Origin of the sequence: Erythrobacter sp. BLCC-B19 (genome assembly GCF_028621955.1) — a bacterium.
Lineage (GTDB): Bacteria > Pseudomonadota > Alphaproteobacteria > Sphingomonadales > Sphingomonadaceae > Erythrobacter.
On record NZ_CP117516.1, the window covers coordinates 1,980,594 to 2,005,421 of the forward strand.

20 protein-coding genes are annotated in these 24,828 nt (G+C 67.2%); 12 read left to right on the forward strand and 8 right to left on the reverse strand.

Going from position 1 to position 24,828, the window contains the following annotated elements:
• Positions 1-182 precede the first annotated feature (182 nt).
• Positions 183-980 carry an IclR family transcriptional regulator gene (locus tag PS060_RS09325; RefSeq protein ID WP_273982660.1) on the forward strand — a complete coding sequence of 266 codons (798 nt, stop codon included), beginning with the start codon at positions 183-185 and terminating at the stop codon, positions 978-980.
• A gap of 23 nt (positions 981-1,003) precedes the next feature.
• Here the strand turns inward: PS060_RS09325 and PS060_RS09330 are convergent, their stop codons facing one another.
• The 3 genes from PS060_RS09330 to PS060_RS09340 all read right to left on the reverse strand — a co-directional run bounded on the left by PS060_RS09330 (position 1,004) and on the right by PS060_RS09340 (position 5,885).
• Positions 1,004-2,650: a flavin-containing monooxygenase gene (locus tag PS060_RS09330; RefSeq protein ID WP_273982662.1), complete on the reverse strand. Its 1,647-nt coding sequence runs from the start codon at positions 2,648-2,650 to the stop codon at positions 1,004-1,006.
• A gap of 95 nt (positions 2,651-2,745) precedes the next feature.
• Positions 2,746-4,905 (reverse strand): TonB-dependent receptor, encoded by a 2,160-nt coding sequence (locus tag PS060_RS09335; protein ID WP_273982664.1) that lies wholly within the window; start codon positions 4,903-4,905, stop codon positions 2,746-2,748.
• Between the two features lie 221 nt (positions 4,906-5,126).
• Positions 5,127-5,885: an SDR family NAD(P)-dependent oxidoreductase gene (locus tag PS060_RS09340; protein ID WP_273982665.1), complete on the reverse strand. Its 759-nt coding sequence runs from the start codon at positions 5,883-5,885 to the stop codon at positions 5,127-5,129.
• Positions 5,886-6,060: 175 nt separating this feature from the next.
• Here PS060_RS09340 and PS060_RS09345 point away from each other — a divergent pair, with 175 nt between their 5' ends.
• The 11 genes from PS060_RS09345 to PS060_RS09395 all read left to right on the forward strand — a co-directional run bounded on the left by PS060_RS09345 (position 6,061) and on the right by PS060_RS09395 (position 16,714).
• Positions 6,061-7,599, forward strand: a complete 1,539-nt coding sequence (locus PS060_RS09345) for a glucose 1-dehydrogenase (protein ID WP_273982666.1) — start codon at positions 6,061-6,063, stop codon at positions 7,597-7,599.
• 140 nt (positions 7,600-7,739) lie between these two features.
• Positions 7,740-8,504, forward strand: coding sequence for an enoyl-CoA hydratase/isomerase family protein (locus tag PS060_RS09350; RefSeq protein ID WP_273982667.1), 765 nt, complete (start codon positions 7,740-7,742; stop codon positions 8,502-8,504).
• A 4-nt stretch (positions 8,505-8,508) separates the two neighbouring features.
• Positions 8,509-10,107 (forward strand): acyl-CoA synthetase, encoded by a 1,599-nt coding sequence (locus tag PS060_RS09355; protein ID WP_273982669.1) that lies wholly within the window; start codon positions 8,509-8,511, stop codon positions 10,105-10,107.
• 4 nt (positions 10,108-10,111) lie between these two features.
• The gene (locus PS060_RS09360; RefSeq protein ID WP_273982671.1) at positions 10,112-10,819 is read left to right on the forward strand and encodes an SDR family NAD(P)-dependent oxidoreductase; all 708 of its coding nucleotides are present in this window, start codon (positions 10,112-10,114) and stop codon (positions 10,817-10,819) included.
• Positions 10,813-11,352 carry a short-chain dehydrogenase gene (locus PS060_RS09365; RefSeq protein ID WP_273982673.1) on the forward strand — a complete coding sequence of 180 codons (540 nt, stop codon included), beginning with the start codon at positions 10,813-10,815 and terminating at the stop codon, positions 11,350-11,352. Before PS060_RS09360 ends, PS060_RS09365 begins: the two co-directional genes overlap by 7 nt.
• Before the next feature lie 9 nt (positions 11,353-11,361).
• Positions 11,362-12,129: an IclR family transcriptional regulator gene (locus PS060_RS09370; protein WP_273982674.1), complete on the forward strand. Its 768-nt coding sequence runs from the start codon at positions 11,362-11,364 to the stop codon at positions 12,127-12,129.
• 104 nt (positions 12,130-12,233) lie between these two features.
• Positions 12,234-13,115, forward strand: a complete 882-nt coding sequence (locus tag PS060_RS09375; protein WP_273982675.1) for an SMP-30/gluconolactonase/LRE family protein — start codon at positions 12,234-12,236, stop codon at positions 13,113-13,115.
• Entirely contained in the window at positions 13,115-14,302 is a 1,188-nt protein-coding gene (locus tag PS060_RS09380) for an acyl-CoA dehydrogenase family protein (RefSeq protein WP_273982676.1), read from the forward strand. Before PS060_RS09375 ends, PS060_RS09380 begins: the two co-directional genes overlap by 1 nt.
• Before the next feature lie 5 nt (positions 14,303-14,307).
• The gene (locus tag PS060_RS09385; RefSeq protein ID WP_273982678.1) at positions 14,308-15,420 is read left to right on the forward strand and encodes an acyl-CoA dehydrogenase family protein; all 1,113 of its coding nucleotides are present in this window, start codon (positions 14,308-14,310) and stop codon (positions 15,418-15,420) included.
• Positions 15,417-15,941, forward strand: a complete 525-nt coding sequence (locus tag PS060_RS09390; RefSeq protein WP_273982679.1) for a nuclear transport factor 2 family protein — start codon at positions 15,417-15,419, stop codon at positions 15,939-15,941. The genes PS060_RS09385 and PS060_RS09390 overlap by 4 nt, the downstream gene beginning before the upstream one ends.
• A complete protein-coding gene (locus tag PS060_RS09395; RefSeq protein ID WP_273982680.1) occupies positions 15,938-16,714 on the forward strand; it encodes an acyl-CoA thioesterase in 777 nt (258 codons plus the stop codon). Before PS060_RS09390 ends, PS060_RS09395 begins: the two co-directional genes overlap by 4 nt.
• On the opposite strand, the gene PS060_RS09400 is transcribed toward PS060_RS09395, so the two are convergent.
• The 5 genes from PS060_RS09400 to PS060_RS09420 form a co-directional block, all read right to left on the reverse strand.
• Entirely contained in the window at positions 16,711-17,805 is a 1,095-nt protein-coding gene (locus PS060_RS09400) for an NADH:flavin oxidoreductase (RefSeq protein WP_337960220.1), read from the reverse strand. The genes PS060_RS09395 and PS060_RS09400 overlap by 4 nt on opposite strands.
• Before the next feature lie 124 nt (positions 17,806-17,929).
• The gene (locus PS060_RS09405) at positions 17,930-18,862 is read right to left on the reverse strand and encodes an SDR family oxidoreductase (RefSeq protein ID WP_273982682.1); all 933 of its coding nucleotides are present in this window, start codon (positions 18,860-18,862) and stop codon (positions 17,930-17,932) included.
• Between the two features lie 102 nt (positions 18,863-18,964).
• Positions 18,965-20,413, reverse strand: coding sequence for an efflux transporter outer membrane subunit (locus tag PS060_RS09410; RefSeq protein WP_273982683.1), 1,449 nt, complete (start codon positions 20,411-20,413; stop codon positions 18,965-18,967).
• The gene (locus PS060_RS09415) at positions 20,410-23,604 is read right to left on the reverse strand and encodes a multidrug efflux RND transporter permease subunit (protein WP_273982684.1); all 3,195 of its coding nucleotides are present in this window, start codon (positions 23,602-23,604) and stop codon (positions 20,410-20,412) included. The genes PS060_RS09410 and PS060_RS09415 overlap by 4 nt, the downstream gene beginning before the upstream one ends.
• Positions 23,605-23,614: 10 nt before the next feature.
• On the reverse strand, positions 23,615-24,790 hold the full coding sequence (locus PS060_RS09420; RefSeq protein WP_443112377.1) for an efflux RND transporter periplasmic adaptor subunit: 1,176 nt from the start codon (positions 24,788-24,790) through the stop codon (positions 23,615-23,617).
• Between the last annotated feature and the right edge of the window lie 38 nt (positions 24,791-24,828).

A 24,828-nucleotide genomic window follows, 5' to 3' on the forward strand; every position in this document is an offset into this window, starting at 1 on the left:
GGTACGCGCTCCGCCATCAACACCGCCCTCGACATACCGCCCAGTCAGGCGACCCCCTCGCGCTGCGCGCTTCGGGGCTATCATGGATGTGATATTGTAGGCGGTGCCGTTGCGAGTCCCGCCACTTTCTTACACTGTCTTGTCCGTCACCCGACACGAGAGCGGGGCATCAGTGGGAGAGCATGATGCAACGGACAAAGGTGAAATCGGCGTCGCGGACACTGGAAGTCCTCGAGCTGTTCATGGAAGAGCGCCGCCCGCTGCGGCTCAACGAAATCTACAAGGCCTTGGGCTATCCGCAGTCGAGCGCGACCAATCTGCTCAAGTCGATGGTCGTGATGGGATACCTCAACTACAACCGCGCCAACATGACCTACCTGCCGACCATGCGGGTTTCGGCGCTGGGCAGCTGGTTGCCGCAGGCCATGTACCGCGAGGGCGGGTTGATCTCTCTGGTGGACGAGGTTCAGCGCCGCACCGACGAAACCGTCGGGCTGGTAGCGCAGAACGATCTGTATATTCAGTATATTGTCCTCAAAACGCCGGATCATGAATTCAAGATGGCGCCGAACGAGGGGACGATGCGGCTGATGGCGGACTCCTCATCGGGGATCGCCCTGATGAGCCGGATGCGCCAGCGCGAAGTCGACAAGATCTATCGCTACACCCGCCACTATGGGCTGGGGGGCGCGGATCTGCCGAGTTTCGAGACGCTGATGCGCGAGGTGCGCTGGACCCGCGAGGTCGGGCACGCCTATGTGCCCAAACGCCCGACCCCCGAGGTCTCCTCGATCGCGATGCCGCTTGATGCCTGCCTCTATGGCACGCCGCTGGCGATCGGGGTCGGCGGGATGGCCGACCGCATCGCGCGGGCCAAGCAGGACATTCTCGAGATCATGGAAGAGGCCATCGCCGCTTTCAAGGCCCGTCAGCAGGCCGCTGCGTTGCACGAATTCGAAGGCCTGCGCGACGCCGCCTGACCGCGGGACTGTGCGGGGCTGCCTCAGGCGGCCCCGACCAGCTCCCGGCCAAACCGCAAGCTTGCATAGCCGCTCTGCACAGCCGCATTGCAGGCCTCGTTGTAGCGCATGAACCCGCCGGTATACATGATCAGGCCGCGCGGCTTTCCGTCGACATTGGTGCCGGTGTACCAGGTGTTCGCCTTGGAGACGAGCGTGAGTTCGGCAAGCGCGAAGACCTGCTCCATCCAGTCATCCTGGGCCTCCTGCGTCGGTTCGGCGGTGCGGATGCCGCTCGCGCGCATATGGTCGATGAGGGCGCAGATCCAGTTCACGTTTTGCTCGTCAAGGGTAACGATGTTGGCAAGCGCCGCCGGGCCGTTGGGGCCGCACACCATGAACAGGTTGGGGAAGCCCGCCATCATCAGCCCGAGATAGGAGCGCGCGCCCCCGGCCCACTTGTCGCGCACCGACGCGCCATCACGCCCGCGCACATCGAAGGCCATCAGCGCGCCCGACAGCCCGTCATAGCCCGTGGCGAGGATCAGCGTGTCCAGCTCCACCTCGCCCGCGCTGGTCAGGATACCCTTCTCCGTCACCCGCTCGATCGGGTGTTCGAGGCAGTCCTGAAGGTGGACGTGCGGCAGGTTGAAGCTCTCGTAGTAATTGGTGTCGAGGCACGGCCGCCGCGCGAAGATCGGGTAGCCGCGCGGCTTCAGCTTTTCGGCCACCACTGGATCCTTCACCGTCTCGCCGATCTTGCCGCGCACGAACTCCGCCACATGCTCGTTGGCTTCGGGATTGGTGAGCAGGTCGGAGAACAACCCGAGGAAATCGAGCCCCCCGCGCGCCCAGCCGTCCTCCATCACCTGCTTGCGCTGGGCCGGGGTGATCGAGAAGAAGGGGCGCGAAGTCACCGGGCGCACGCCGCCCAGATGGCTGGCGCGGGCGACAGCGCGGATCGCCTGATAGTTGCGCTTCAGTTCCACGACATATTCGGGCTCGAGCGCGGTGTTGCGCATCGGCATGGTGAAGCTGGGGGTGCGCTGGAAGACGTGGAGCTCGGCGGCCTCCTCGGCCACCACCGGCACGATCTGGATGCCCGATGATCCGGTGCCGACCAGCCCGACGCGCTTGCCAGCAAAGCTGACCGGGGTGTGCGGCCATTTCGCCGCGCGCAGCAATTCGCCCTTGAAGTCGGCAAGGCCGGGGAACTCGGGGTCTTTCGGCACCGACAGCGGCCCGGTCGCCATGATGCAATAGGTCGCGGTGATGTGGTCGCCGCGGTTGGTGGTCGCCTGCCATTTGCCCGCGCCCTCGTCCCACACTGCACTTTCGACGCGGGTCTCGAACAGATAGTCGCGCCGCAGATCGAGCTTGTCGGCGACGAAATTGGCATAGGCGAGGATTTCGGGCTGGGCGGCGAACTGCTCGCTCCAGGTCCATTCCTGCTGGATCTCGTCCGAAAAGCCGTAGCTGTAATCGACGCACATCAGGTCGCAGCGTGCGCCCGGATAGCGGTTCCAGTACCATACCCCGCCGACATTATCGCCGGTCTCCACCCCGACCACCGACAGGCCCATCTCGCGCAGGCGGTGGAGGGCGTACATCCCGCCGAACCCCGCGCCGACCACCAGCGCATCGACAGTCAGGGTAACGGGGGTGCGCTGGGTCTGGGCGGTGCTGGTCATGGGATTGGGTTTCCGAAAGGTTCGCAAGGGGTTCACGGCAAGCGGAGGCGCGGGCCGCCGCGAGAGAGCGGCGGCGGCCCGCTGGCAGCAGGCACCTAGTAGCGGAAGGTCACTTCCGCTCCGAGCACCCGGCCCTTGTTGATCGACGAGAAGGTCGATCCGGCAAAGAACGGCAGCGGCGAGACGTTGCCCTCGGTCTGGTCATTGAGCAGGTTCTGCCCATAGATCGACAACTTCCACTGCCTGCTCGGGGCTTCGATGGCGAGGTTGGCATCGACCATGTCGCCTGCGCTGAGCAGCCCGGTGTTGTTGTCGTTCGACCAGGCGGCATCGCGGTGGGCATAGCCCAATCGCGCGGTCACCTCCGCACCGCCGCTGGTGTCATGCGCGAAGTTGAGGCTGGCGCCATAGGTCCAGGGTGCCAGCCGGGGCGGCTTGAGCGCAAAGTCACGGGCGTTGATTACCCGGTCGCCGGTCAGGTCGAAGAAGATCTTCTTGTACTTGGCATCGGTGTAGCCAAGCTGGCCGTTGATGGTGAGGTGCTCGCCGATCCGCAGCACGGCTTCGGCCTCGATCCCCTGCAAGCGAAGGTCGGCCGAGTTGCGGATCACCTGCGTCGTGCCAAGCGGCAGAACCGGCAGGATGATCTCGCGCTGCAGCCCGAAGATGGTGTTGTGGAAGGCCGCGACATTGAGGCGCAGCAGATCGCCGAAGTCATGCTTGACGCCGATTTCCCACGAGTTCTGCTTTTCGGCATCGAACGGGCCGGGATCTTCCGCCGGATTGCCATTGCGGAAGTTATAGCCGCCGCTGCGGAAACCGCGCGCGAAGAAGCCGTAGAACAGGGTGTCGGCCGTCGGCTCCCACTGCGCGCCGACGCGGAAGGTCGGATCCTGCCAGCTTTCCTCGTCATTGAAGCCATAGCTGGAACAGGTGCGCGTCCCCACCGGATCGCACAGATTGCCCTGCAGGTTCTGCACCTGCACCGCCTTGTCCTCCCACGAATAACGCAGACCCCCGCTGAGGGTGAGGCTGTCGGTCAGGTGCCAGTCGGCCGATGCAAACACGCCGAGCGTCTTCTGGTCCTGCTTGCCCCCGCCCGAAATGCGCAGTGCACCGCCTGCCAGCTTGCGCAGTTCGATATAGTCGATGTTCTGCGTGAAGTAGTAGACGCCGGTCGTCACATCGAAGGCGCCGAAGCTGCCGGCATAGCGCAGTTCGTTGCTCCACTGGTCCTGCCGGGTCAGGGTGTCGGCGTGGAAGGTGAAGTTTGGCGAGGAATCGATGTCGCTCGAAACGAAGCCGCTGAAATCGCGGTAGGCCAGGATGTTGGTGATCTTGCCGTTGCCAAAGCCTGTGTCGATGTTGACCTCAAGCGTCGCCTGGTTCCAGTCGTTGCGGGTGACGCCTTCGTCATTGACGCTGATGCCGAAGCTTTCGCGCCGGAACAGCCCGAAATTGCTCACCACAGCGCCATCGCCGCGCACGCGCCCGCGTTCATAACGGCCGATGATCTGCACCGTATCGGTGGGCGTGAAGTTCAGCGCGCCGCGCAGGATCAGGGTCTCGGCCGCGCCAAAGTCCTTGTTGCCGTTGAACTGGTTGGTGAACCAGCCATCATCGTCGTTGTAATAGACGGCGATCTTGGCGGCGAGCTTGTCCTCGATCAGCGGGGCCGAAACGACACCGCTGACGATCTTGTTGAGGCCGGTTTCCAGCGCCACCCGGCCTTCGACCTTCAGTTCGCCCGAGGTGTCGGGCGTGGAGGTGCGCACCACGACCGCGCCGCCGGTGACATTGCGTCCGAACAGCAAGCCTTGCGGGCCGCGCAGCACTTCGACGCCTTCAAGGTCGAAGGTGTCGAACAGGATGCCCGCGCTGATGCCCATATACACCCCGTCGACGAACACGCCCACGGTCGGGTCAATCGAGGGGATCGAGGAGTTGATGCCCAGCCCACGGATCGAGAAGTTGGCAAAGCCGGGCGCGGTGCCGACGTCATCAAGCTGCACGTTGGGCACGCTGAAGCCGAGATTGTCGAGCGTGCGCACGTGCTGGTCAGCCAGCTGTTCGGCCCCGAAGGCGGTCACCGCCAGCGGCACGGACTGCACGTCCTGCGCATTGGCCTTCTTGGTGGCGGTCACCACGATAGTACCGAAGGCGGATTCGTCCTCGGTTGCTTCCGCCTGATCCTGTGCAACAGCCGCGCTGCTGGCGGCGAGTGCCACCAGACTTGCGCCAATACCTGCGGCCACTCGCAGCCCTGTGTTCCTTTTCATCCCCGTTCCCCTTTTCTTTCTCTTCGAGCGTGCCGGACGCAGGGCGCACGATGGCGCACGGGCAATCGCGCCCGTTTCGACTGCATTCCGGCAATCCTGTGATGGTCCAACCGACGCTGTGTCATCGCGCCGGGCGGCGGCTTTGGGCAACGTGCGGAGCCTATGCCCGCCCAAAAATCATAAGGGCGATTTAGGGGCTAGCGTTGCAGCGTGTGGCCGATCCCCCCATCGACTGCGAGCGATTGCCCGGTCACGAAGCCCGAGCGCGCGCCTGCCAGCCACAGGGCGGTCTGGGCGATGTCGTCCGCCGTGCCGAGCCGCGCCATCGGGGTCTGGCTGATGCGCCGCTCCAGCTGTTCCGGGCTGAGGATCGCCATCACCCCCTCGGTCGCCACGGTCGAGGGTGCGATGGCGTTGACCCTGATCCCGCGCGCACCCAGCTCGACCGAGGCCGAGCGGGTCAGCCCGTCGACCCCGGCCTTGACCGCGGCATAAAGCAGCGCGCCCGCGCTCCCCAGCCGCCCGGCCATCGAGCCGATATTGATGATCGACCCGCCGCTCTGCATATGCGGCAGAGCGGCCTGGATCCCCCACACGATCCCGCCCAGACCCACGCCCGTCATGCGATTGAAGATCTCGGGCGTGATGTCGGGGATCAGGTCATAGCTGTTCCACATCGCATTGTTGACCAGCACATCGATCCGCCCGCACTCGCGCGCGGCGGCATCAAGCGCGGCGGTGATCGCCGCCCGGTCGGAGACGTCCGCGCCCAACCCGATCGCGTCATGCCCGATATCGGCAGCGGCGGCTTGCGCCCAGTGCGGTTTCAGGTCGATCAGCACCACCCGCGCGCCCTCGGCCGCGAACAGCGTCGCAATCGCCTTGCCCAGCCCGCGTGAGGCTCCGGTCACCACTGCGACCTTGCCTGCCAGTTCTGCTGCCGATCCTGTGCCCATGCGCGTTCCTCCTGTCTGCGGGGCAAGGTCTATCCCTCTGCACGGCAATGGCAGCGGGCGAGCGCTGAGGCGGTGCCATTATTCCGTGCATGATAGTCGCGCGAGCGAGGCTGCACGTTTTTGACGCGCGCGAGGGGCTGGCCAAGGTATCGGCAAAGGCCAGAGGGAGAGGGGCATGGCAAAGCTGCAACGTCAGGTGCTTGTGACCGGAGCCGCGCGCGGGATCGGATTGGCCTGCGCTTTGCGCTTTGCCGCAGCGGGTGACCGCGTGATGCTCGCCGATATCGACGCTGCCGCCTGCACTGCAGCTGCGGCGCGGCTGGGGGGCGATCATGTCGCCATCGCCCTCGACATATCGGACGAGCTTGCGGTCGATACGGCGCTGTCCGATCTGCGCGCGCAGTTTGGCGCCTTCGATGTGGTGGTCAACAATGCGGGCGTGGTCGATCGCTTTGCCCGCCCGCTGCTGGAGGTGCCGGGCGCGGATATTGACCGGCTGGTGGGGATCAACCTTGACGGCCCCTACCTCGTCGCCCGCGCCGCGCTGCGCACGATTCTGGCCGGACAGCGCGGGGCGCGGATCGTCAATATCGCCTCGGGCGCTGGCCTGCGGGCGCTGCCGGGGCGCGCGGCCTATTCCATGACCAAGGCCGCCGTGATCGGCATGACCCGCGCCATGGCGGTGGAACTGGCGGGCGCGGACATCGCCGTCAACGCGGTGCTGCCGGGCTATATCGACACTGAAATCCTGCTGGCGCTCGAACGCGAAGGCCGGTTCGATCGCGCCGCTGTGGCAGCCGCGGTGCCGATGGGGCGGCTGGGCCGGGCCGACGAGATCGCCGAGGCGGTGCATTACCTTGCGCAGCCGGGCGGCTATCATTGCGGCACGTTGCTGTCGGTCGATGGCGGGGTCGATGCCTTCGGCGGCTCGGGCCGGGCTTCGGCCAGCGTGATGCCCCACCGTCCGGTGCGCCCCGGCGATGTCGCCTGCGTCACTGGCGGCGCGCGCGGGATCGGCGCGGCGGTGGCCGAGCGGCTCGCGGCTGAGGGCTGGCAGGTGGCGATCATCGACCGCCAGCCGGGCGACGACCCACGCTTCCCCGCATGGCAGGCCGACCTCGCCGACGAGGCCGCCATCGAACACGCGATGAGCGATATCGCCCGCCAGCTCGGCCCGGTGACGGTGCTGGTCAACAATGCCGGGATGGTCGAGCCGATGGCACCGACGCAGGATCAGGACATGGCCCACTTCCGCCGCACCATTGCGGTCAATCTCAAGGGCACGCTCCACGCCGCCCGCGCCGCCGCGCGGCAGATGATCGGCGCAGGGGGAGGCGCGATCGTCAACCTCGCCTCGATCACCGCCAGCCTCGGCTTGCCGGGCCGCAATGCCTATTGCGCGTCCAAGGCCGGGGTGGTGATGCTCACCCGGAGCATGGCCTGCGAATGGGCCGAGCACGGCATCCGGGTCAACGCCGTCGCCCCCGGCTATATCCTCACGCCCGCCATGGAGGCGCTGATCGCCGCGGGCACGCGCGACATGAGCGCGATCCTCGCTCGCATCCCGATGGGCCGCATGGGAGCGCCTGCCGAGATTGCCGGGGCCATCGCCTTCCTCGCCTCGGACGCGGCATCCTACATCACCGGCACCACGCTTCAGGCCGATGGCGGCTATCTCGCCAGCGGTCACCCTCCGCAAGCGCCGCTGCCCTAGAGCGCGATCAGGGTGGGTCAGGTTGGTCGGAACCCGCTCTAAATCGCATATGCAATATTCGCGCGGGCACTGCCCCCGTCCGTGCCAAGCGTCGCCGCGCTCCATAGTCTCCCGCCCAACACATTTGCGGGAGAAGCAGCATGAGTCAGGTCAGGTTGGACGTCAGCGATTACGTGGCGGTGGTCACGATGGACAACCCGCCGGTCAATGCCCAGAACATGGACCTGATCGACGAGCTGATCGCCACCTTCGACACCTTCAATGATCGCGATGATGTGCGCGTGGTGGTGCTGACCGGCGCGGGCAAGTGCTTTTGCGCGGGCGCTGACCTGCGCAACCGGCCCGATCTTTCCGCCCCCGGTGCGCGCTGGGCGCGCAACCGCAAGGTGCGCGAGGTGAGTTACTGCATGATCGACAATCACAAGCCGATCATCGCCGCCGTCAACGGCGCGGCGCTGGGTGCGGGGCTGGGGCTGGCGGCCAGCTGCGACATCATCGTCGCCTCGCAGAACGCGGTCTTCGGCCTGCCCGAGGTGGATGTCGGCCTGATGGGCGGCGGCAAGCACGCCGAGCGCATCCTGCCGCACTCGCTGGTGCGCCGCATGATGCTGACCGGCTACCGCGCGCCGGCCGACGAACTCTACCGCCGCGGCGTGATCGAGGCGAGCCTGCCGCCCGAAGAGCTGATGCCCTTCGTCATGGACATGGCCCGCAATATCGCGGCGAAGAGCCCGCTGGCGACCCGGCTGGCCAAGGACTCGATGCGCACCATCGAGAACATGACCCTGCGCGATGGCTATATCTACGAACAGGGCAACACCGCCAAACTCGCCACGTCCTACGATGCCTCCGAGGCGGTCGCCGCTTTCGTCGAGAAGCGCGCACCGGTGTTCAAGGGCTGCTGAGGCGATGGCGGGGCAGTGGAATTTCGGCGATCTGCTGGATGTGGCCGCAAGCAACGTCCCGGCAGACCGCCCGGCGCTGATCCGGGGTGAGCGGACGATCAGCTGGGGCGAGTTCGACGCGCGCACCAATCGCCTCGCCCGCGCGATGCTGGCAGGCGGATTGGTGGCGGGCGACCGGGTCGCGATCCTTGCCCGCAACATCCCCGAATTCATCGAGATCGCCTGCGCCGCCTTCAAGGCGCGGCTGACCCATGTGAACCTCAATTACCGCTACACCACCGCCGAGATCGAATATGTCCTCGCCGATTGCGGCGCGGTGGCGTTGTTCCATCAGGCCGAATTCGCGGGCGTGGTCGCGCCCCTGCCCGCGGCGCTCGATCATCTGCGCATGGTGGTCGAAATCGGCGGGGAGGGTGAATACGACCGGATCGTAAGCGAGGGCGATGGCAGCCCGCTCGGGATCGCACGCTCGCCCGATGATGGCTATCTGCTCTATACCGGCGGCACCACCGGGCGGCCCAAGGGCGTGATGTGGGCGGCGGCCGATGCGCGCGCGGTGCAGCTGGAATCCCCCACCGTGCGCAACACCATCCTGACGCTGGAGGATCACGCGCGGCAGGTCGCGGCCAACACCGCGCCGGGCCGGGTCATGCCCGCTTGCCCGCTGATGCACGGGGCGGGCCTCAATTCCTCGATGGCCGAACTGCTGATGGGCGGGACGGCTGTGCTGCTGTCGGATGACAGCTTCCGCGCCGAGGCCCTGTGGGACGAGACCCAGCGCCACGGCGTGACCCGCATCCTGATCGTCGGCGATGTCTTTGCACGGCCGATGTTGCAGGCGCTCGAAGCCCATCCGGGGCGCTGGAATCTCGCCAGCCTCAAGGTGATCTCGTCTGCCGGGCTGATGTGGAGCGAGGAAGTGAAGCGCGGGCTGGTGCAGCAATTGCCGCAGCTGACGCTGGTGGACATTCTCGGCGCATCGGAAGCCTCGGGCTTCGGCTATGCCATCACCAATGCCACGCGCGAGACGCCGACCGGCTATTTCGAGCCGGGGCGTCAGACCGTGATCATCGATGTCGAGACCGACCGGGTGCTTGCCGATGATGAGCCGGGCACCGGCTGGCTCGCCCGCAGGCCGCCCTTCGCACGCGGCTATTTCGGCGATCCCGAGAAGACCGCACAGACCTATCGCACCATCGGCGGGGAGGTTTACGCCATCCCCGGCGATATGGCCGAACGCACGCCCGAAGGCCTGATCCGCCTGATCGGGCGCGGCAATCTGTGCATCAATTCGGGCGGCGAGAAGATCTTTGTCGAAGAGGTCGAAGAGGCGCTGAAACGCGCGCCGGGCATCGAGGATGCGATTGTCGTCGGCGTGCCTGACCCAACCTGGGGCAAGGCGGTGGTGGCGCTGATCCGCACCGCGCCGGGGTTTGACGAAGCGGCGGCGCGGGCGGCGCTGGAGGTTGATCTGGCGCGCTACAAGCTGCCGCGGCGGATGATCGCGCTGGATGACTTGCCGCGCCATGCCAGCGGCAAGTCCGACTATCGCACCGCGACCGCGCTGGCGCTCGAAGCGCTCGGCCTGACGGCGGTGGCCTGAGCCGGTGCAACCTCATGCGCTGGTGACCGGCGGTGCGCAGGGCATCGGGCGCAGCGTGGCCGAACGGCTTGCCGCGCAAGGCTGGAGCGTGACCGCTGCCGACCGTGATGAAGCCGCACTGGCGGCGGTGGAGGGGCAGGGCATTGCCCCCGCCGTGCTCGACGTGTCCGACAGCGCTGCTGTTGCCGCGCTGGTCGATCGCCTGCCACCTCTCGACGTGGTGGTGAACTGCGCTGGGATCGCGGCGGAACTGCTCCCCTTGAAGGACATCCCCCGCGAAGCCTTCGAGCGGATGCTGCGGGTCAATCTCGGCGGCACCTTCATCCTCGCGCGGGAAGCGGCGCGGCGGATGGAGCGCGGCGCGATCATCAACATCGCCTCACGCGGCTATCTCGGCGGAGCAGGGGCAGCGCATTATGTCGCGTCCAAAGCCGCCGTCGTCGGTCTGACCCGGGCGCTGGCGGTGGAGCTGCGCTGGCGCGGGATCAGCGTCAATGCGGTTGCGCCCGGCATGGTCGAGACGCGCATGATCGACGACTTCACGCCTGAAATGCGCGCGCGCCTGTCGCGGCTCGAACCGGCAGGCGGGCCGATGCCGCCTGCCACCATTGCCGAAGCGGTCGCCTACCTCGCCTCGGCGGCGGGGCGGATGGTCAACGGGCAGGTGCTGCTGGTCGACGGCGGCAAGTCGCTGGGGGTGGCTCCGTGCTGAGCGTCATTGCGCCCCCCGGCAGCCTCACAGCGGCCATCGCCGCCCGGATCGCGGGCACCACGCCGCTTTCCGCGCCCGCCGCCATCGTCGCTGCCATGCCGCCTGTGCGCATGGCGCCGCTGGGCGATCTGGAGGATGCGGATTTCGCGGCAGGTTGCATCACGCCGCTTGCCGATCTCGCCGCGACGCTTGCCGCGCTGCTGCCCGATCATCGCCGCATCGTGCTGATCGGATTGAGCGCAGGTCTGGGCGATTGGGACGCGGTTCTTGCAGGTGCCTATGCCGCAGGCGCGGTCGGGTTGATGCGCTCGGCTGCGCTCGAATATGCACAGGCCGGGGTGGCGATCAATTTCCTCGCCCTGCCATCCGACGATCCGGCGCTGGCGGAAAGTGCGGCGCCGATGGCTGGTGCGCTGCTGGAATGGGGCGCGGCGAGCGGGCAGGTCATTTTCTGCGATGGCGGTGCGAACCTCAGGATGCGTGCCGCTCGTCCGCGCCAAGCCGCTTTACCCACAGCCCCGCCACCGGCATGATCGCGGCCCATGTCGCAACCTCCGGTCAAGTCCGCGCTGCGCACCTTCGAAGTGCTCGAACTCTTCGCCGAGCGCCGCGAGCCCTTGCGCTTGCAGGAGGTTCACACCGCGCTCGGCTACCCGCAATCGAGCACCACGGCGCTGCTCAAGAGCATGGTGCTGCGGGGCTATCTCAACTACGATCGCGACCACCGCACCTATCTGCCGACCACGCGGGTGAGTATGCTGGGCAACTGGCTGCCGGGCTTTATCCAGGCCGCCGGGGGCTACCGCGAGCTGGTTGAGGAATTGCAGCGCCGCACCGATGAAACCGTCGCGCTGATCACCCGCAATGACCTGTTCGTGCAGTACATCATCCTGCTGACTCCCGATCACGAATTCCAGATGGCCCCGCAGGTCGGCGCCATGCGCAAGCTGGTCGACAGTTCGGCCGGCCTGTCGCTGATGGCGCGGATGGACGACCGCGCGATCGACAAGCTGGTGCGCTATTCCAACGCCTACAACACCGGCGACGATGTCCGCGTGAGCCTTGCCGAGATCATGCAGAAGGTCGAGGCCGTGCGGCATCTTGGCTATGCCTATGTCCCCGGTCGGCCGACGCCTGCCGTGTCCTCGATCACGATGGCGCTCGATGCAGACCTCTATGGCGTGCCGCTGGCGCTGGGGGTGGGGGGGCTGGCCGAGCGCATTGCCGACGCCAAGGATCGCATCGTGGAGACCTTGCGCGAAATGGTCGCAGGCTTCCACCCTTCGCCGGGTCAAATATCGCAGACATGATTGTCCGGCCCCGGCGAGCCGTTTGGATGCGCTCAGGCTGCGAGGCGGGATAGTCTTTCCCCCGAACGCGGGCCCGTGCGCGGCCCGGTTGGGGAGAGTGCAGCTTGACTGTCCGGACAGGATTTCTCGGGGAGCACCGCTGCCTGCTGGGCGAAAGTCCGGTGTGGGACGCGGCGGCGCAAAGGCTGTGGTGGGTCGATTCCGCCGGGCGAAGCATCCACGCTGCCGCGCCGGACGGTGCGCCGCTGGCGAAGTGGCAGTTTGACAGCATGATCGGGAGTGTCGGCTTTGCCGAGGGCGGCTTGCTGGCCGGTTTCGCCGATCACTTCGCGCTGGTGGACGGCGCCTCGGGCAAGGCAACGCCCTTTGCCAGCGTGCCCGGCCACGACGGGACGATGCGGCTCAATGATGGCAAGGTCGACCGCGCAGGCAGCCATTACATCTGCGGCCAGACCCGCATGGCCGAGGGCGCAAGCGGCACGCTGTTTCAGCTTTCCGCCGCCGGTGCGCTGGCGCCGCTGGCGGGCGGGATGCGGATTTCCAATGCGATCTGTTTTTCGCCCGACGGCACCACGCTCTATTTCGCCGACAGTCTCGACGGGGTGATCCGCTGCCATGCCTATGATCCGGTGACCGGCGCTGTGGGCGCGCAGCGCGCTTCGATCAGCCTCGCCGGGATCGGTCAGGCGCCCGACGGCGCGACTGTGGATGCTGACGGCAACCTGTGGATCGCGCTGGTGCTCGATCAGGCGATCGCCTGTGTCAGCCCGGCAGGAGAGCTGCTCCGCCGCATCGCCATGCCGATGCCGTTCCCCTCGTGCCCGGCCTTCGGGGGGGAGGGGATGGCAACGCTCTACGTCACCTCGATCGCCAATTCGGGGCACAATCTCGTCACCGATCATCCCGATGGCGGGCGCATTGCCGTCGTCACCGGACTGGGTGTGCGCGGGATCGCCGAGAGCCGTTTCCAAGCAGGGGCTGCCTGATGCACTTCACCCTCGATCCCGCCGACATCGCCTTCCGCGAGGAGGTGCGCGCATTCTTCGCCACCGGCATCCCGCCCGAATGGCGCACCCGCGTGCGGGCCGGGCTGCGCCTCAACCCGGACGAGCTCACCGCCTATCAGAAGCGCCTCGCCGCCAAAGGCTGGGGCGCGCCGACCTGGCCTGCGGAATATGGCGGCCCCGGCTGGAGCCCCATTCAGCAATACATCTTCTGGAGCGAGGCCGCCGCCGCCGATGCGCCGGCGCAGTTCCATCAGGGATTGGAGCTGATCGGCCCAATCATCTTCACCTATGGCAGCCCCGAACAGAAGGCCCATTACCTGCCGCGCATCATCAATGCCGATGACTGGTGGTGCCAGGGCTATTCCGAGCCCAATGCCGGGTCGGACCTTGCCTCGCTGCGCACGCGGGCGGTGCGCGAAGGGGATCATTATGTCTTGAACGGCCAGAAGGCGTGGACCAGCTACGGCCATGTCGCGAGCCATTGCTTCGTCCTCGCCCGCACCTCGGACGAGGCCAAGCGCCAGCAGGGGATTTCGCTGCTGTTGGTCGACATGAAAACCCCCGGCATCACCATCCGCCCCGTCGCGACGATGGACGAGAAGCACCACACCAACGAGATGTTCCTCGATGATGTGCGCGTGCCCGTGACTGCGCTGGTGGGCGAGGAAGGGCGCGGCTGGGAATATGGCAAGGTGCTGCTTGACCGCGAGCGGATGGTCACCGCCTCGGTCGCGGTGTTCCTGACCCAGACGATCCGCGCGATCCGCGAGGCTGCCACGCGGCGCACCATCGGCGGCGTGCCGCTGATCGACAAGCCCGGCTTCCGCGCCAAGCTGGCGCAATACGAGATCGAAGTGATCGCGCTCCAGACGATGGTCTTGCGGGTGATGGCCGATGCCAGCGCCGGGGTCGATTCCGGGCCATTGGGCTCGATGATCAAGCTGCGCTGGTCGCAATTGTCGCAGGCCGGCACCGCCCTGTGGGTCGGCGCGTTGGGGCCGGAGGCGGCGCATTTCGCGCCCGTGGATCAGGGCGCAGGGCTGCCTGAGGATATGCCCTACGCGATGCAGGGCGCGCTCTATGCCCGCGTCACCTCGATCTATGGCGGGTCGAGCGAGATCCAGCACAACATCATCGCCCAGCGCGCGCTGGGTCTGAAGGGTTAGGCGCGATGCAGTTCAGCTATTCCGACGAGCAGGCGATGCTGCTCGAAAGCGTGGCGCGCTTCGGCGCGCAGCACTTCCCGCCGGGTGAGCGTCACCGGTTGATCCGCGAGGGCCGCAGCGGAGAGGAGGCGGCGTGGGCCGCGATGGCCGAGCTCGGCTGGCTGCTGCTCCCCATCCCCGAGGATGCGGGCGGCTTGGGCGGCGGGATTGCCGATCTGATGGCGCTGGGCGAAGGCTTCGGACGGCATCTGGTGCCCGGGCCTTCCGTTGCCAGCTGCGTGCTCGCCCCAGCGCTGCTCGCCCATGGCGGGGAGGCGCTGCATCCGCTGATCGGCGAGCTTGGGGCAGGCACCAGCATCGCGGCAGCCGCCTTGTTGGAGCCGGATGCGGGTTATGATCTGCACCACATCGCCACCACCGCCACCTTCGCAGGCGACAGCTGGAGGCTGACCGGCACCAAGTGCCATGTCGAGGATGGCGGGGACGCGGACTGGTTCATCATCCCCGCCCGCACCGGCGGCACGGGGGCGCGTGACCCCGAGGGCATATCGCTCTTCCTCGTCGCTGCCGACACCCCCGGCCTTGCGGTCGAACGCTTCCGCGCCATCGACGGCCACCGTCACGCCCGCCTGACTCTGAACGGCGCGGCAGCCCGGCCCTTCGGCCCGCAAGGCGGCGCGCTTGCGCTGATCGAGGCCGCCGTCGCGCGCGCGCTGTGCGTGCAGCTCGCCGAGGCGGTCGGGTCGATGGAGGCGGTGAGCGACATCACGCTCGAATATCTGCGCACCCGCGAACAATTCGGACGGCCGATAGGCAGCTTCCAGGTGCTCCAGCACCGCATGGTCGATATGCGCATCGCCTGCGAGGAAGCGCGCGCCATGCTGTGCCACATCGCCATCGCCAGCGCGGAAGGCGAGGCCGCCTTCCAGCGTGCCATCGCCGCCGCCAAGGTGCGGATCGGCGAATGTGGGGTCTATGTCGGCCAGCAAGCGGTGCAGCTTCACGGCGGGGTCGGCTTTTCGGACGAACTGATCGTCAGCCACCACCTCAAGCGCCAGATGATGCTCGCCATCGCTCACGGCTCGATCGACCACCACAGAGCAAGGTTCGCCGCATGACCGCCATCACCCCCGGAACCCTCGAGGAACTGATCGCCCGCGAGCGCATCCGCGATTGCCTGTTCCGTTACTGCCGCGGGATCGACCGCAGCGACGAGGCGATGCTGCGTTCGGCCTATTGGCCCGATGGCACTGACAGCCACGGCCCCTATCAGGGCAGCGCCGAGGGCTTCATCCAATGGGCGATGAAGACCCTGCCGCATATCGAGCGCGGCATTCATCAGATCCACAATGTGCTCATCGAGTTCCGCGAAGGCGGGGCGGCGGTGGAGACCTATTTCTCGGCCTTCCAGCGCCAGCCGGGGGCGGATGGCAAGCTCACCCAATGGGACATGAAGGGCCGCTATCTCGACTGGTTCACCGCGCGCGAGGGCGAATGGCGGGTGCAGGACCGGCTGGTGGTGTTCGACTGGGTCGAGGAAATGCCGCTACCGCCCGGAACCGAGGAAGAACGTTTCGCCTCACGCAAACCGGTGGGCGGGCGCTGGCCGGAGGATCCGGTCTATACTGTCTTCGCATGACCGCTGCCTTTCCCGCGCTGGAGCGCCGTGGCGAGGCGCGTTTTGCGATTCCGATTACCCCTGATCTGGCGGTCGGCCCGCCGGGCCATGCCTACCTGTTCGGCGGCGCGACACTGGCGCTGGCGCTGGAGGTGGCAGCGGTCGCGACCGGCAGGCCAGTGGTGCAAGGCGCGCTGCAATTCGTCAGCTTCACGCCCTTGGGTGCGGTGCTGGCGCTGGATGTCGAGACCTTGCAGGCCGGGCGGACGCTGGCGCAGGTGCGGGTGACGGGGAGCCTTGAGGGTCGCATCCTGTTTCACGCAGGCGTCGTGCTCGGCGAGCGCGAGGGCTTTGCCCCGCAGCAATGGGTCGCTGCGCTCGTCGTCCCGCCACCCGAAGCCTGCCCGCCCTGCACCGACCTGCCGCCGCAGGACGCCAACGCGCACTTCCTCGCCGGGATCGAAGTGCGCGAAGCGGGCGCCGCGGCGGCAGTGCCGGGGCGCACGCTGCTCTGGCTGCACCGCCGCGATGACGCGCCGATCGGTGTCGCCAGCCTTGCGATGTTCGCGGACTTCATCCCTGTGGCGCTGGGCCGGGCGAGCGGTCAGGCGGGCGGCGGCAACAGTCTCGACAATGCCATGCGCATGGTCCGCACTGCGCCCGCCGGCTGGTGCCTCGCCGACATGACCGTAAGCGCCGCACATGGCGGCTTTGCCCAAGGCGCGGTGAGCCTGTGGGACGAGCGCGGCAACCTGCTCGCCACCGGATCGCAATCGCTGCTGATGAAAGGCTAATCGAGCTGCGCGAGATCGGCGCGGGTGAAAGGGCGGATCGCCTCCAGCCGGCCATCGCGCAGCTTGTTCCCCCACTGCGCATCGCCGATCAGCGCGCGGCCCACTGCCACCAGATCGACTTCGCCCGCCGCCAGCATCGCCTCCAGCCGGTCCAGCCGCGCGGCATCGGCGAGCGGATCATCGCCGACCCGCGTGGTGAGGAAATCCGCGTCCAGCCCGACCGACCCGACCGTGATCACCGGCTTGCCCGAAAGCTTCCTCGTCCAGCCAGCGAGGTTCATCGCGCTGCCGGGAAATTCCGGCTCCCAGAAGCGGCGGGTGGAGCAGTGGAAGATGTCTGCGCCTGCATCCACCATCGGTGCGAGGAAAGCCGACAGTTCGCCCGGCGTTTCAAACAGCCGCGCGGCGTAGTCCTGCTGTTTCCACTGCGAGAACCGCAGGCAAATGGTAAAGTCGGGGCCGACAGCGCGGCGACATTCCGCCACCACCTCGCGCGCCAGCAGCCAGCGCGTCTCGCCCCAGCGGTCGGTGCGGCGGTTGGTCGGCGCCCACAGGAACTGGTCGACCAGATAGCCATGGGCAAAGTGCAGCTCGATCCCGTCGCACCCGATCGCCCGCGCAGCGGCGGCGGCAGCGCCATAGGCGGCGATGATCGCGGCGATGCGCGCCTCGCTCAGCGCCTCGCCATTGGGCTCGTCGGGGGAGAAGAGGCCGGAGGGGGAGACGGCGGGCACATCGGGCGTGGCGGTCTGTGCCGGGCGGCGTGCGCTGCCGACGTGCCAGAGCTGCGGGAAGATGCGCGCACCTGCGGCATGGACGTCGGCCACGACCCGCGCCCAGCCCTCCAGCCCCGCGCCGTGAAATTCGGGCACGTTCGCCTCGGCCAATGCGGCGGGATCGGCAATGCCGGTGCCCTCGGTGATGATGAGGCCCACGCCCCCTTCGGCGCGGCGGCGGTAATAGGCCGCCACATCCGCCCCCGGAACGCCGCCCGGGCTCATCCGCCGCGTCATCGGGGCCATGACAAGCCGATTGGACAGGGGCAACCCGGCGACCGAGGCAGGTGCGAACAACGAGGGCAGCGGCATCATGCAAGGCTCCGGTACACGGGCCAGCGGTTGTGCCAGCAACGCGCGGCTTTGCAGCCGGTGCGAGGGCGGATGGGTCGATTATCGCAAGAGTGATCGCTGACGGTGTCCCGTCAACCCGATCGCATCAGGGCGCGATCGGGGGCAATCCAGCGCCCCAATCCTGCGCCCGCGCCCAATCCAGATGGCGCGTCGGCTCCATGCCCAGCAGGTCGCGCGCCGCTTGCGGATCAACCACCAGCGGCGAGCGGGGCTGGGCGTTGTAGAAGGCGTAGAACTTCGCCATCCCGTCATAGATGCTGAGCGGTGTCACCTCGCGCGAGCCGGTCACCATTTCGCTCATGCGGGCAGCGAACTCCGCAGGTGCGAGGCTTTCAAAACGGACATCGCGTCCGATCGCTTCCGACAGATTGGCCGCCACCTGATCGCCGACCAGCGCCTCCGGCCCGCCGAGCGGGACGTGGAGGCCATCGGCAGCCGAGGTCTGGAGCGCCCGGCGCATCGCCTGGGCGACATCTTCGAGGCACACCCAGTTGATCAGCAGATCGGGCTTGGCAGGATAGGCGAAGATCCCGTCACGCATGATCAAGGGTCGGTTCCAGAGCCGGTACTGGTTGTCCATGAACACGGTCGGTTCGATGAACACGCAGGGTATGCCCGTTTCCTCCAAGGCCCGTTCGATATCCCTGCGGCCGTCATGGGCTGACAGGTCAAGGTCGTGGTCGGCAACAAAACAGGCGGTGTTGAAGATGATCTTCTTCAGCCCCGCACGGCGCGCGCCCTCGGCGATCTGGCGGCCGAAATGGGCGGCCCTGTCGCGGTCGAATTCGAACGGCAGGTGAAAGGCGGCCGCATCCTGTCCGGCAAATGCCTGTGCCATGGCATCCGCATCGGTGATGTCGGCATAGGTGGTCGGCAGATCAGGAAAGGGGGTATTCGCCATGGCGTCTGCGCGCCGCACGCCGGCTGTGACGGCGAAACCATGGGCCAGCAGTTCGGCGACCAGCGGTAGCCCCTGATCGGCGGGCGCCCCGAGGACGCAGACTTTGTGAATGGCCATGATCTTGCGCTCCAACGGGTGTGCCTGGCTTCACCCTATGCGCAGCCGAATAGCGCCCGCAGCGCCCGCTGGCTGTGGTCAATAGCGATAGGGGCGGGCTGATCAGCGCGCTTGCGGCGGTGCCACGGCTTCCCCGCCCAGCGCGCGGTAGAGAGCGACACGGTTGCTCGCTTCGATCAACTGCGTCGTCAGCAATGTGCGCTGCGCCGCATAGGCGGCGCGCTGCGCATCGAGGCTGGCGAGGAAGGAATCGACGCCCCCGCGATACCGCAGGTCGGCCAGCGCATAGGTGTCCTGCGCTGCATCGAGGAAGGCGCGATTGGCCCGCAATTGCTCGGTGATCGTGCCGCGCCGCGCGAGCGCATCGGCAACGTCACGGAAGGCTGCCTGAATGGCGCGCTCATACCCCGCCACCGCTGCGTCGCGCTGGGCCTCGGACTGGGACACGCCCGCCTGCGCCGCGCCGCCCTGAAACAGCGAATAGCGCACATTGGCGCCGGCAGAAAAATTGAAGGCCGCGCCGGTGAAGAGGTTGGACAGGGCGTTGCTGGCAAGACCAGCCAGGCCCGTGAGCGTGATCCGCGGGAACAGCGCCGCGCGCGCGGCACCGATCTCGGCATTGGCGGCGCGCAATTCGTATTCGGCCTGCATCACATCGGGGCGGCGCAGCAGGATCGCCGAATCGAGACCCGCCGGAAGGGTGCGCACCGCCTCCTGCGTCTCGGCCAGCGAGCCCGGCAGCAGCGTCGCATCGACCGGCGCGCCGACCAGCAATTGGAGCGCGTTCACATCCTGCGCCAGCGCCGTTGTCTGCGCCGCGATATCGGCCTCGGCGGTGGCGAGGACTTGCTCGGCCTGGCGCAGATCGGAACGCGGGGCGATGCCCCCGTCGAGCCGCAGGCGGGTGAGCTTGACCTGCTCGCGCGCATTGGCGGCGGTATCCTCGGCCAGCTTGAGCAGCGAGGCATCGGCGGCATAGGTCAGCCATGCATCGGCAATATCGCCGATCAGCGTCAGCCGCGTCGCGCGCGCCGCCGCCTCGGTGCCGAAATAGCGATTGAGCGCGGCATCGGAGAGCGAGTCCAGTCGTCCGAACAGGTCGATCTCGAAGGCGGTGGTGCTGACATCGGCGGTGTAGCGCGTGCCCGCGGTCGAGCGGCTCGCGGCAGGATCATTGCCGATGTCGACGTCCTGGTTGCGGTTCTGGTTGGCGGTGCCGTTGTCGAACCGCGTGCCGCCAGCGCCAATGCCGATCTGCGGGAGCTGGGCCGCGCGCTGGATTCCGTATTGCGCCCGCGCGGCGCGGATATTGGCCGCCGCGATCCGCAGGTCGCGGTTATTGGCGAGCGCCTGCTCGATCACCGTCACCAGCCGCGGATCGGTGAAGACCTCGCGGTAGCTCATCACCGGCAGCGCCGCCTCGCTCTGAGCGAGATAGGCATCGCCCACCGGCCACGAGGCAGGGACGGGCATCGCGGGCTGGACGTATTTGGGCGCCATGGAGCAGCCCGCGACCAGCGCCAGCACGGCCAGAGCAGCAGGCCGCCTCATGCCGCGCTCTCGCCAGGCTTGGTGCCGAAGTGCAGTTTCTTCAGCGTGTCGCGGGTGGTGCGCCGGACGATCACGAAGAACAGCGGGATGAAGAAGATCGCAAGCACCGTCGCGGTCAGCATCCCGCCGATCACCGAGGTGCCGATCGCGATGCGGCTATTGGCCCCCGCGCCGCTCGACAGCGCCAGCGGCAGCACGCCGAAGATGAAGGCAAGGCTGGTCATCAGGATCGGCCGCAGGCGCAGGCGCGCGGCCTCAAGTGCGGCGTCAATCACGCGGGCGCCTCGCTTTTCGGCCTGCTCGGCAAATTCGATCACGAGGATCGCGTTCTTGGCCGCCAGCCCCATAGTCGTGAGGAGGCCGATCTGAAGATAGACGTCGTTCTCCAGCCCCCGCAAGGTCACGGCGAACACCGCACCCACCAGCCCCAATGGGATCACCAGCATCACCGCCACCGGGATCGTCCAGCTTTCGTAGAGCGCCGCCAGACACAGGAACACCACCAGCAGCGACATCCCGTAGAGCAGAGGCGCCTGACCCGAGGACAGCCGTTCCTGGAACGACAGGCCCGACCACGCCACGCTGACACCGGGGATCTCCCGCGCCAGCGCCTCGATCCGCGCCATCGCCTCGCCCGAACTCTGTCCCGGCGCGGCCTGACCGTCGAACTGGAAGCTGGGATAGCCCTGAAAGCGCGACAGGGTTGTCGGCGTGGTCGACCAGCGGCTGGCCGAAAAGGCGCTGAAGGGCGCCATCTGCCCGTCACTCCCGCGCACGAACCACTGGCCGATATTGTCGGGGGTGGCGCGATAGGGCGCATCGGCCTGCACGAACACGCGCTTCACCCGGCCGCGATCGATGAAGTCGTTGACATATTGCCCGCCCCAGGCGGCTGACAGCGTGGTGTTGACGTCTGACTGATTGAGCCCGAGCGCGGCGAGGCGCGGCTGGTCGATGTCGAGCTGAAGGGTCTGCGTGTCGGGCAGCTCGCCCAGCCGCACGCCGGTCAGCAGCGGATCGCTCGATGCCGCTTCGAGCAGCTTGTCGCGCGCGGCGATGAATTCCGCGCGGCTCATTCCGCTGGTGTTCTGAAGTTGCAGCGTAAAGCCGTTGGTCTGGCCCAGCCCGCGGATTGCGGCAGGGACAAGGACATTGACCTGTGCATCGCGGAAGCCGCTGAAAGCCCGGGTCGCGCGCTGGGTGATCGCATCGGCAGTATCCGCCTCCCCTTCGCGCTGCGACCAGTCGACGAAGTTGACGAAGCCTTGCCCGGTGTTCTGCCCTGCTGCGCCCTGACCGCCGCCGATCACGCTGAACATCACGGCAATGTTGCGGGCTTCTTCGGTGAGCAGATACTTCTCCACCGCCAGCTGCACCTCGCGGGTGCGGCCTTGCGTGGCGCCTGCGGGCAAGCGGATCTGGAGCTGGGCCGCGCCTTGATCCTCGGTTGGCAGGAAGCCGGTCGGCAGCCGCACGAACAGCGCCACAAGCAGCGCCACGACAAGGGCGTAGATCGCGAGGAACAGCCACTTGCGGTCGACCACCCGCGATACGGCCGTCACATATCTTTCGGTTCCGCGCGCGAAGCCCGTGTTGAACCTGTCCTGCGCGCGGGTCAGGGCCGCAGCAAGCTTCGGCCAGCGGCGCCGCAGGCCGCTCTCGGCAGGGGCCGCGCTGTCCTTGGCGTGCTTCTGCTTCAGCAGCGAGGCGGTCAGCGCGGGGCTGAGGATCAGCGCGACCAGAGCCGAGAGCACCATTGCCGAGACGATCGTGATCGAGAACTGGCGGTAGATCACCCCGGTCGATCCGCCGAAGAAGGCCATCGGCAGGAACACCGCCGAAAGCACCACCGCAATCGCCACCAGCGCGACCTGAATCTCGCCCATCGACTGAATGGTCGCTTCCTTGGGGGTCATATCGGGGTTTTCTTCGAGCAGGCGCTCGACATTCTCGACCACGACAATGGCATCATCGACCAGCAGGCCGATGGCGAGCACCAGCCCGAACAGGGTCAGCGTGTTGATGGTGAAGCCTGCGACATAGAAGACCGCAAAAGTGCCGAGCAAGACCACGGGCACTGCGATCGTCGGGATCAGGGTCGCGCGCCAGCTTTGCAGGAAGACGAACATCACCACGATCACGAGCAGGATCGCCTCGATCAGGGTCTGCACCACCTCCTCGATCGACAGGCGGATAAAGGCGGTGGTGTCGTTGGCATAGGCGACATTGTAGCCTGGCGGGAAGCTGGCCTTGGCCTTCTCGACCGCGGCCTTGACCAGATCGGCGGTCGCCAGCGCATCGGCCCCCGGGGCGAGCGAGATCGCGAGACCTGCGCCCGGGTGCCCGTTGATGCGGCTCGATGCGGCATAGTTTTCCGCGCCCAGCTCGACCCGCGCCACATCCCCTAGCCGCACCAGCGCGCCGCTCTGATCGGCCTTGAGGATGATCGCCTTGAATTCATCCGCCGTGCGCAGCCGCGACTGGGCGGTGACGACCGCATTGAGGCGGTTGGTTTCCGGCTGCGGCAAGCCGCCCAATTCGCCCGCGGCGACTTCGGTGTTCTGATTGCGGATTGCGGTGATGATGTCGCCCGGCATCAGGCCCACGGCAGCCAGCTTGTTGGGATCGAGCCACACCCGCATGGCATATTGCGACCCGAACACATTGGTCTCGCCAACGCCCTCGATGCGCGACAATTCGTCCTGCAGGTTCGAGACGAGAAAGTCGGATACGTCGATGTTGGTGCTGCGGTCGGTTTCGTCATAGACGCCGACGATCATCAGGAAATCGGGGTTCGATTTGGTGACGCGCAGCCCCTGCTGCTGCACCTGCTGGGGCAGCCGGACGAGCGCCTGCTGCACCTGATTTTGCACCTGCACCTGCGCAATATCGGGATCGGTGCCCTTGGCGAAGGTCGCGCTGATGTTGACCTGCCCGCGCGCTGTCGAGCTGGCGCTGAAATAGAGCAGGCCGTCGATCCCGGTCAGCTGCTGTTCGATGATCTGGGTGACCGAATTCTCCAGCGTTTCGGCCGAAGCGCCGGGGAAGCTTGCGCGGATGTTGACCTGCGGCGGGGCGACATCGGGATATTGCGCGACCGGAAGGAGATAGATCGAACCGAGCCCTGCGAGCATGGTGATGATGGCCAGCACCCACGCAAAGATCGGCCGTTCGATGAAGATCCGCGACATGGCCCGCGCCTCAGGGCTTGCCGGCGGGCGTTGCGCCGGCCTTGGGGGGCGCGATCACCTGCGGCTGGCTGGCGGGCACGGGCTTGATCGGTGCGCCGGGTTTGAGCTTGGCAAGCCCCTGCACGATCACCTTGTCACCGGGCTTCAGCCCCGCGGTCACCACCCAGTCGCTGCCAACCGTGCCGGTGACGGTCACCTTGCGCTCGGCCGCTGTGTTGTCGGCCCCCACCACGAAGACGCTCGCCTCGCCCCGCGCATTGCGGGCGAGGGCGGCTTGCGGCACGCGGATCGCGTTGCGGTTGATCGCCTGATCGAAGCGCGCCCGCACGAACATTCCGGGCAGCAGCAGGCCATCGGGGTTGGGGAAGCGCGCGCGCAGCGTCACAGTGCCGGTCGATGCGTTGACCATCACCTCGGAGAACTGCACCTGCCCGCGCGGGCCATATTCGCTGCCGTCTTCCAGCACGAGGCTGACACTCGCGCTTGCCGGCACCGCGCCGCCCTGCGCCAGCGCGCGGCGCAGGCTGAGCAGGTCGGCGCTCGATTGCTGGATGTCGACAAACACCGGATCGACGCCCTGGATCACCGCCAGGGGCTCGGCCTGATTGCCGGTGACAAGCGCGCCGACGGTGAACAGCGAGCGGCCGATGCGCCCGCTGATGGGCGCGGGCACGCGGGTGAACTGGAGGTTGACCTGCGCCGTCTGCAACTGCGCGCGCGCCTGCCTGACAGCGGCTGCCGCCTGCCGCGCGGCCGCTTCGGCATCGGTGTACTCCTGCTGCGAAACCGCCTGCGCCTCGGCCAGCGGCTTCAACCGCTCGGCCCTGATCCGTGTCGCATCGGCATTGGCGCGCGCGCTGGCCAGATTGGCCTCAGCCTCGCCGGCCGCAGCCCGGTAGAGCCGCGTGTCGATTTCATACAGCGTCTCGCCCGCCCGCACGAGAGCGCCCTCAGTGAAGAACCGGCGGCGGATCAGGCCAGTGACCTGCGGGCGGACTTCGGACATTTCGAAAGCGGCAATCCGCCCGGCCAGTTCGACCGCAACCGGCACGTCGCTCGTCTGCATGACGACATAGCCGACTTCCGGCGGGCCTTTCTGCCGCGGATCCTGGGCAGCCTCGCCCGAGCAACTGGCCAGCGCAAGGGCTGCCAGACCTGACAGCGCGAAACGGGTCATGTTTGTCATTTTCACCGGGAGAGGAAACAGAATCGCGGGTTCTCGCT

Bases quoted from the DNA above. Each gene is read 5' to 3' on its own strand.
- PS060_RS09325 (WP_273982660.1), top strand. From the start codon at position 183: ATGATGCAACGGACAAAGGTGAAATCGGCGTCGCGGACACTGGAAGTC.
- PS060_RS09330 (WP_273982662.1), bottom strand. From the start codon at position 2,650: ATGACCAGCACCGCCCAGACCCAGCGCACCCCCGTTACCCTGACTGTC.
- PS060_RS09340 (WP_273982665.1), bottom strand. From the start codon at position 5,885: ATGGGCACAGGATCGGCAGCAGAACTGGCAGGCAAGGTCGCAGTGGTG.
- PS060_RS09345 (WP_273982666.1), top strand. From the start codon at position 6,061: ATGGCAAAGCTGCAACGTCAGGTGCTTGTGACCGGAGCCGCGCGCGGG.
- PS060_RS09350 (WP_273982667.1), top strand. From the start codon at position 7,740: ATGAGTCAGGTCAGGTTGGACGTCAGCGATTACGTGGCGGTGGTCACG.
- PS060_RS09355 (WP_273982669.1), top strand. From the start codon at position 8,509: ATGGCGGGGCAGTGGAATTTCGGCGATCTGCTGGATGTGGCCGCAAGC.
- PS060_RS09370 (WP_273982674.1), top strand. From the start codon at position 11,362: ATGTCGCAACCTCCGGTCAAGTCCGCGCTGCGCACCTTCGAAGTGCTC.
- PS060_RS09380 (WP_273982676.1), top strand. From the start codon at position 13,115: ATGCACTTCACCCTCGATCCCGCCGACATCGCCTTCCGCGAGGAGGTG.
- PS060_RS09385 (WP_273982678.1), top strand. From the start codon at position 14,308: ATGCAGTTCAGCTATTCCGACGAGCAGGCGATGCTGCTCGAAAGCGTG.
- PS060_RS09390 (WP_273982679.1), top strand. From the start codon at position 15,417: ATGACCGCCATCACCCCCGGAACCCTCGAGGAACTGATCGCCCGCGAG.
- PS060_RS09395 (WP_273982680.1), top strand. From the start codon at position 15,938: ATGACCGCTGCCTTTCCCGCGCTGGAGCGCCGTGGCGAGGCGCGTTTT.
- PS060_RS09400 (WP_337960220.1), bottom strand. From the start codon at position 17,805: ATGATGCCGCTGCCCTCGTTGTTCGCACCTGCCTCGGTCGCCGGGTTG.
- PS060_RS09405 (WP_273982682.1), bottom strand. From the start codon at position 18,862: ATGGCCATTCACAAAGTCTGCGTCCTCGGGGCGCCCGCCGATCAGGGG.
- PS060_RS09410 (WP_273982683.1), bottom strand. From the start codon at position 20,413: ATGAGGCGGCCTGCTGCTCTGGCCGTGCTGGCGCTGGTCGCGGGCTGC.
- PS060_RS09415 (WP_273982684.1), bottom strand. From the start codon at position 23,604: ATGTCGCGGATCTTCATCGAACGGCCGATCTTTGCGTGGGTGCTGGCC.
- PS060_RS09420 (WP_443112377.1), bottom strand. From the start codon at position 24,790: ATGACAAACATGACCCGTTTCGCGCTGTCAGGTCTGGCAGCCCTTGCG.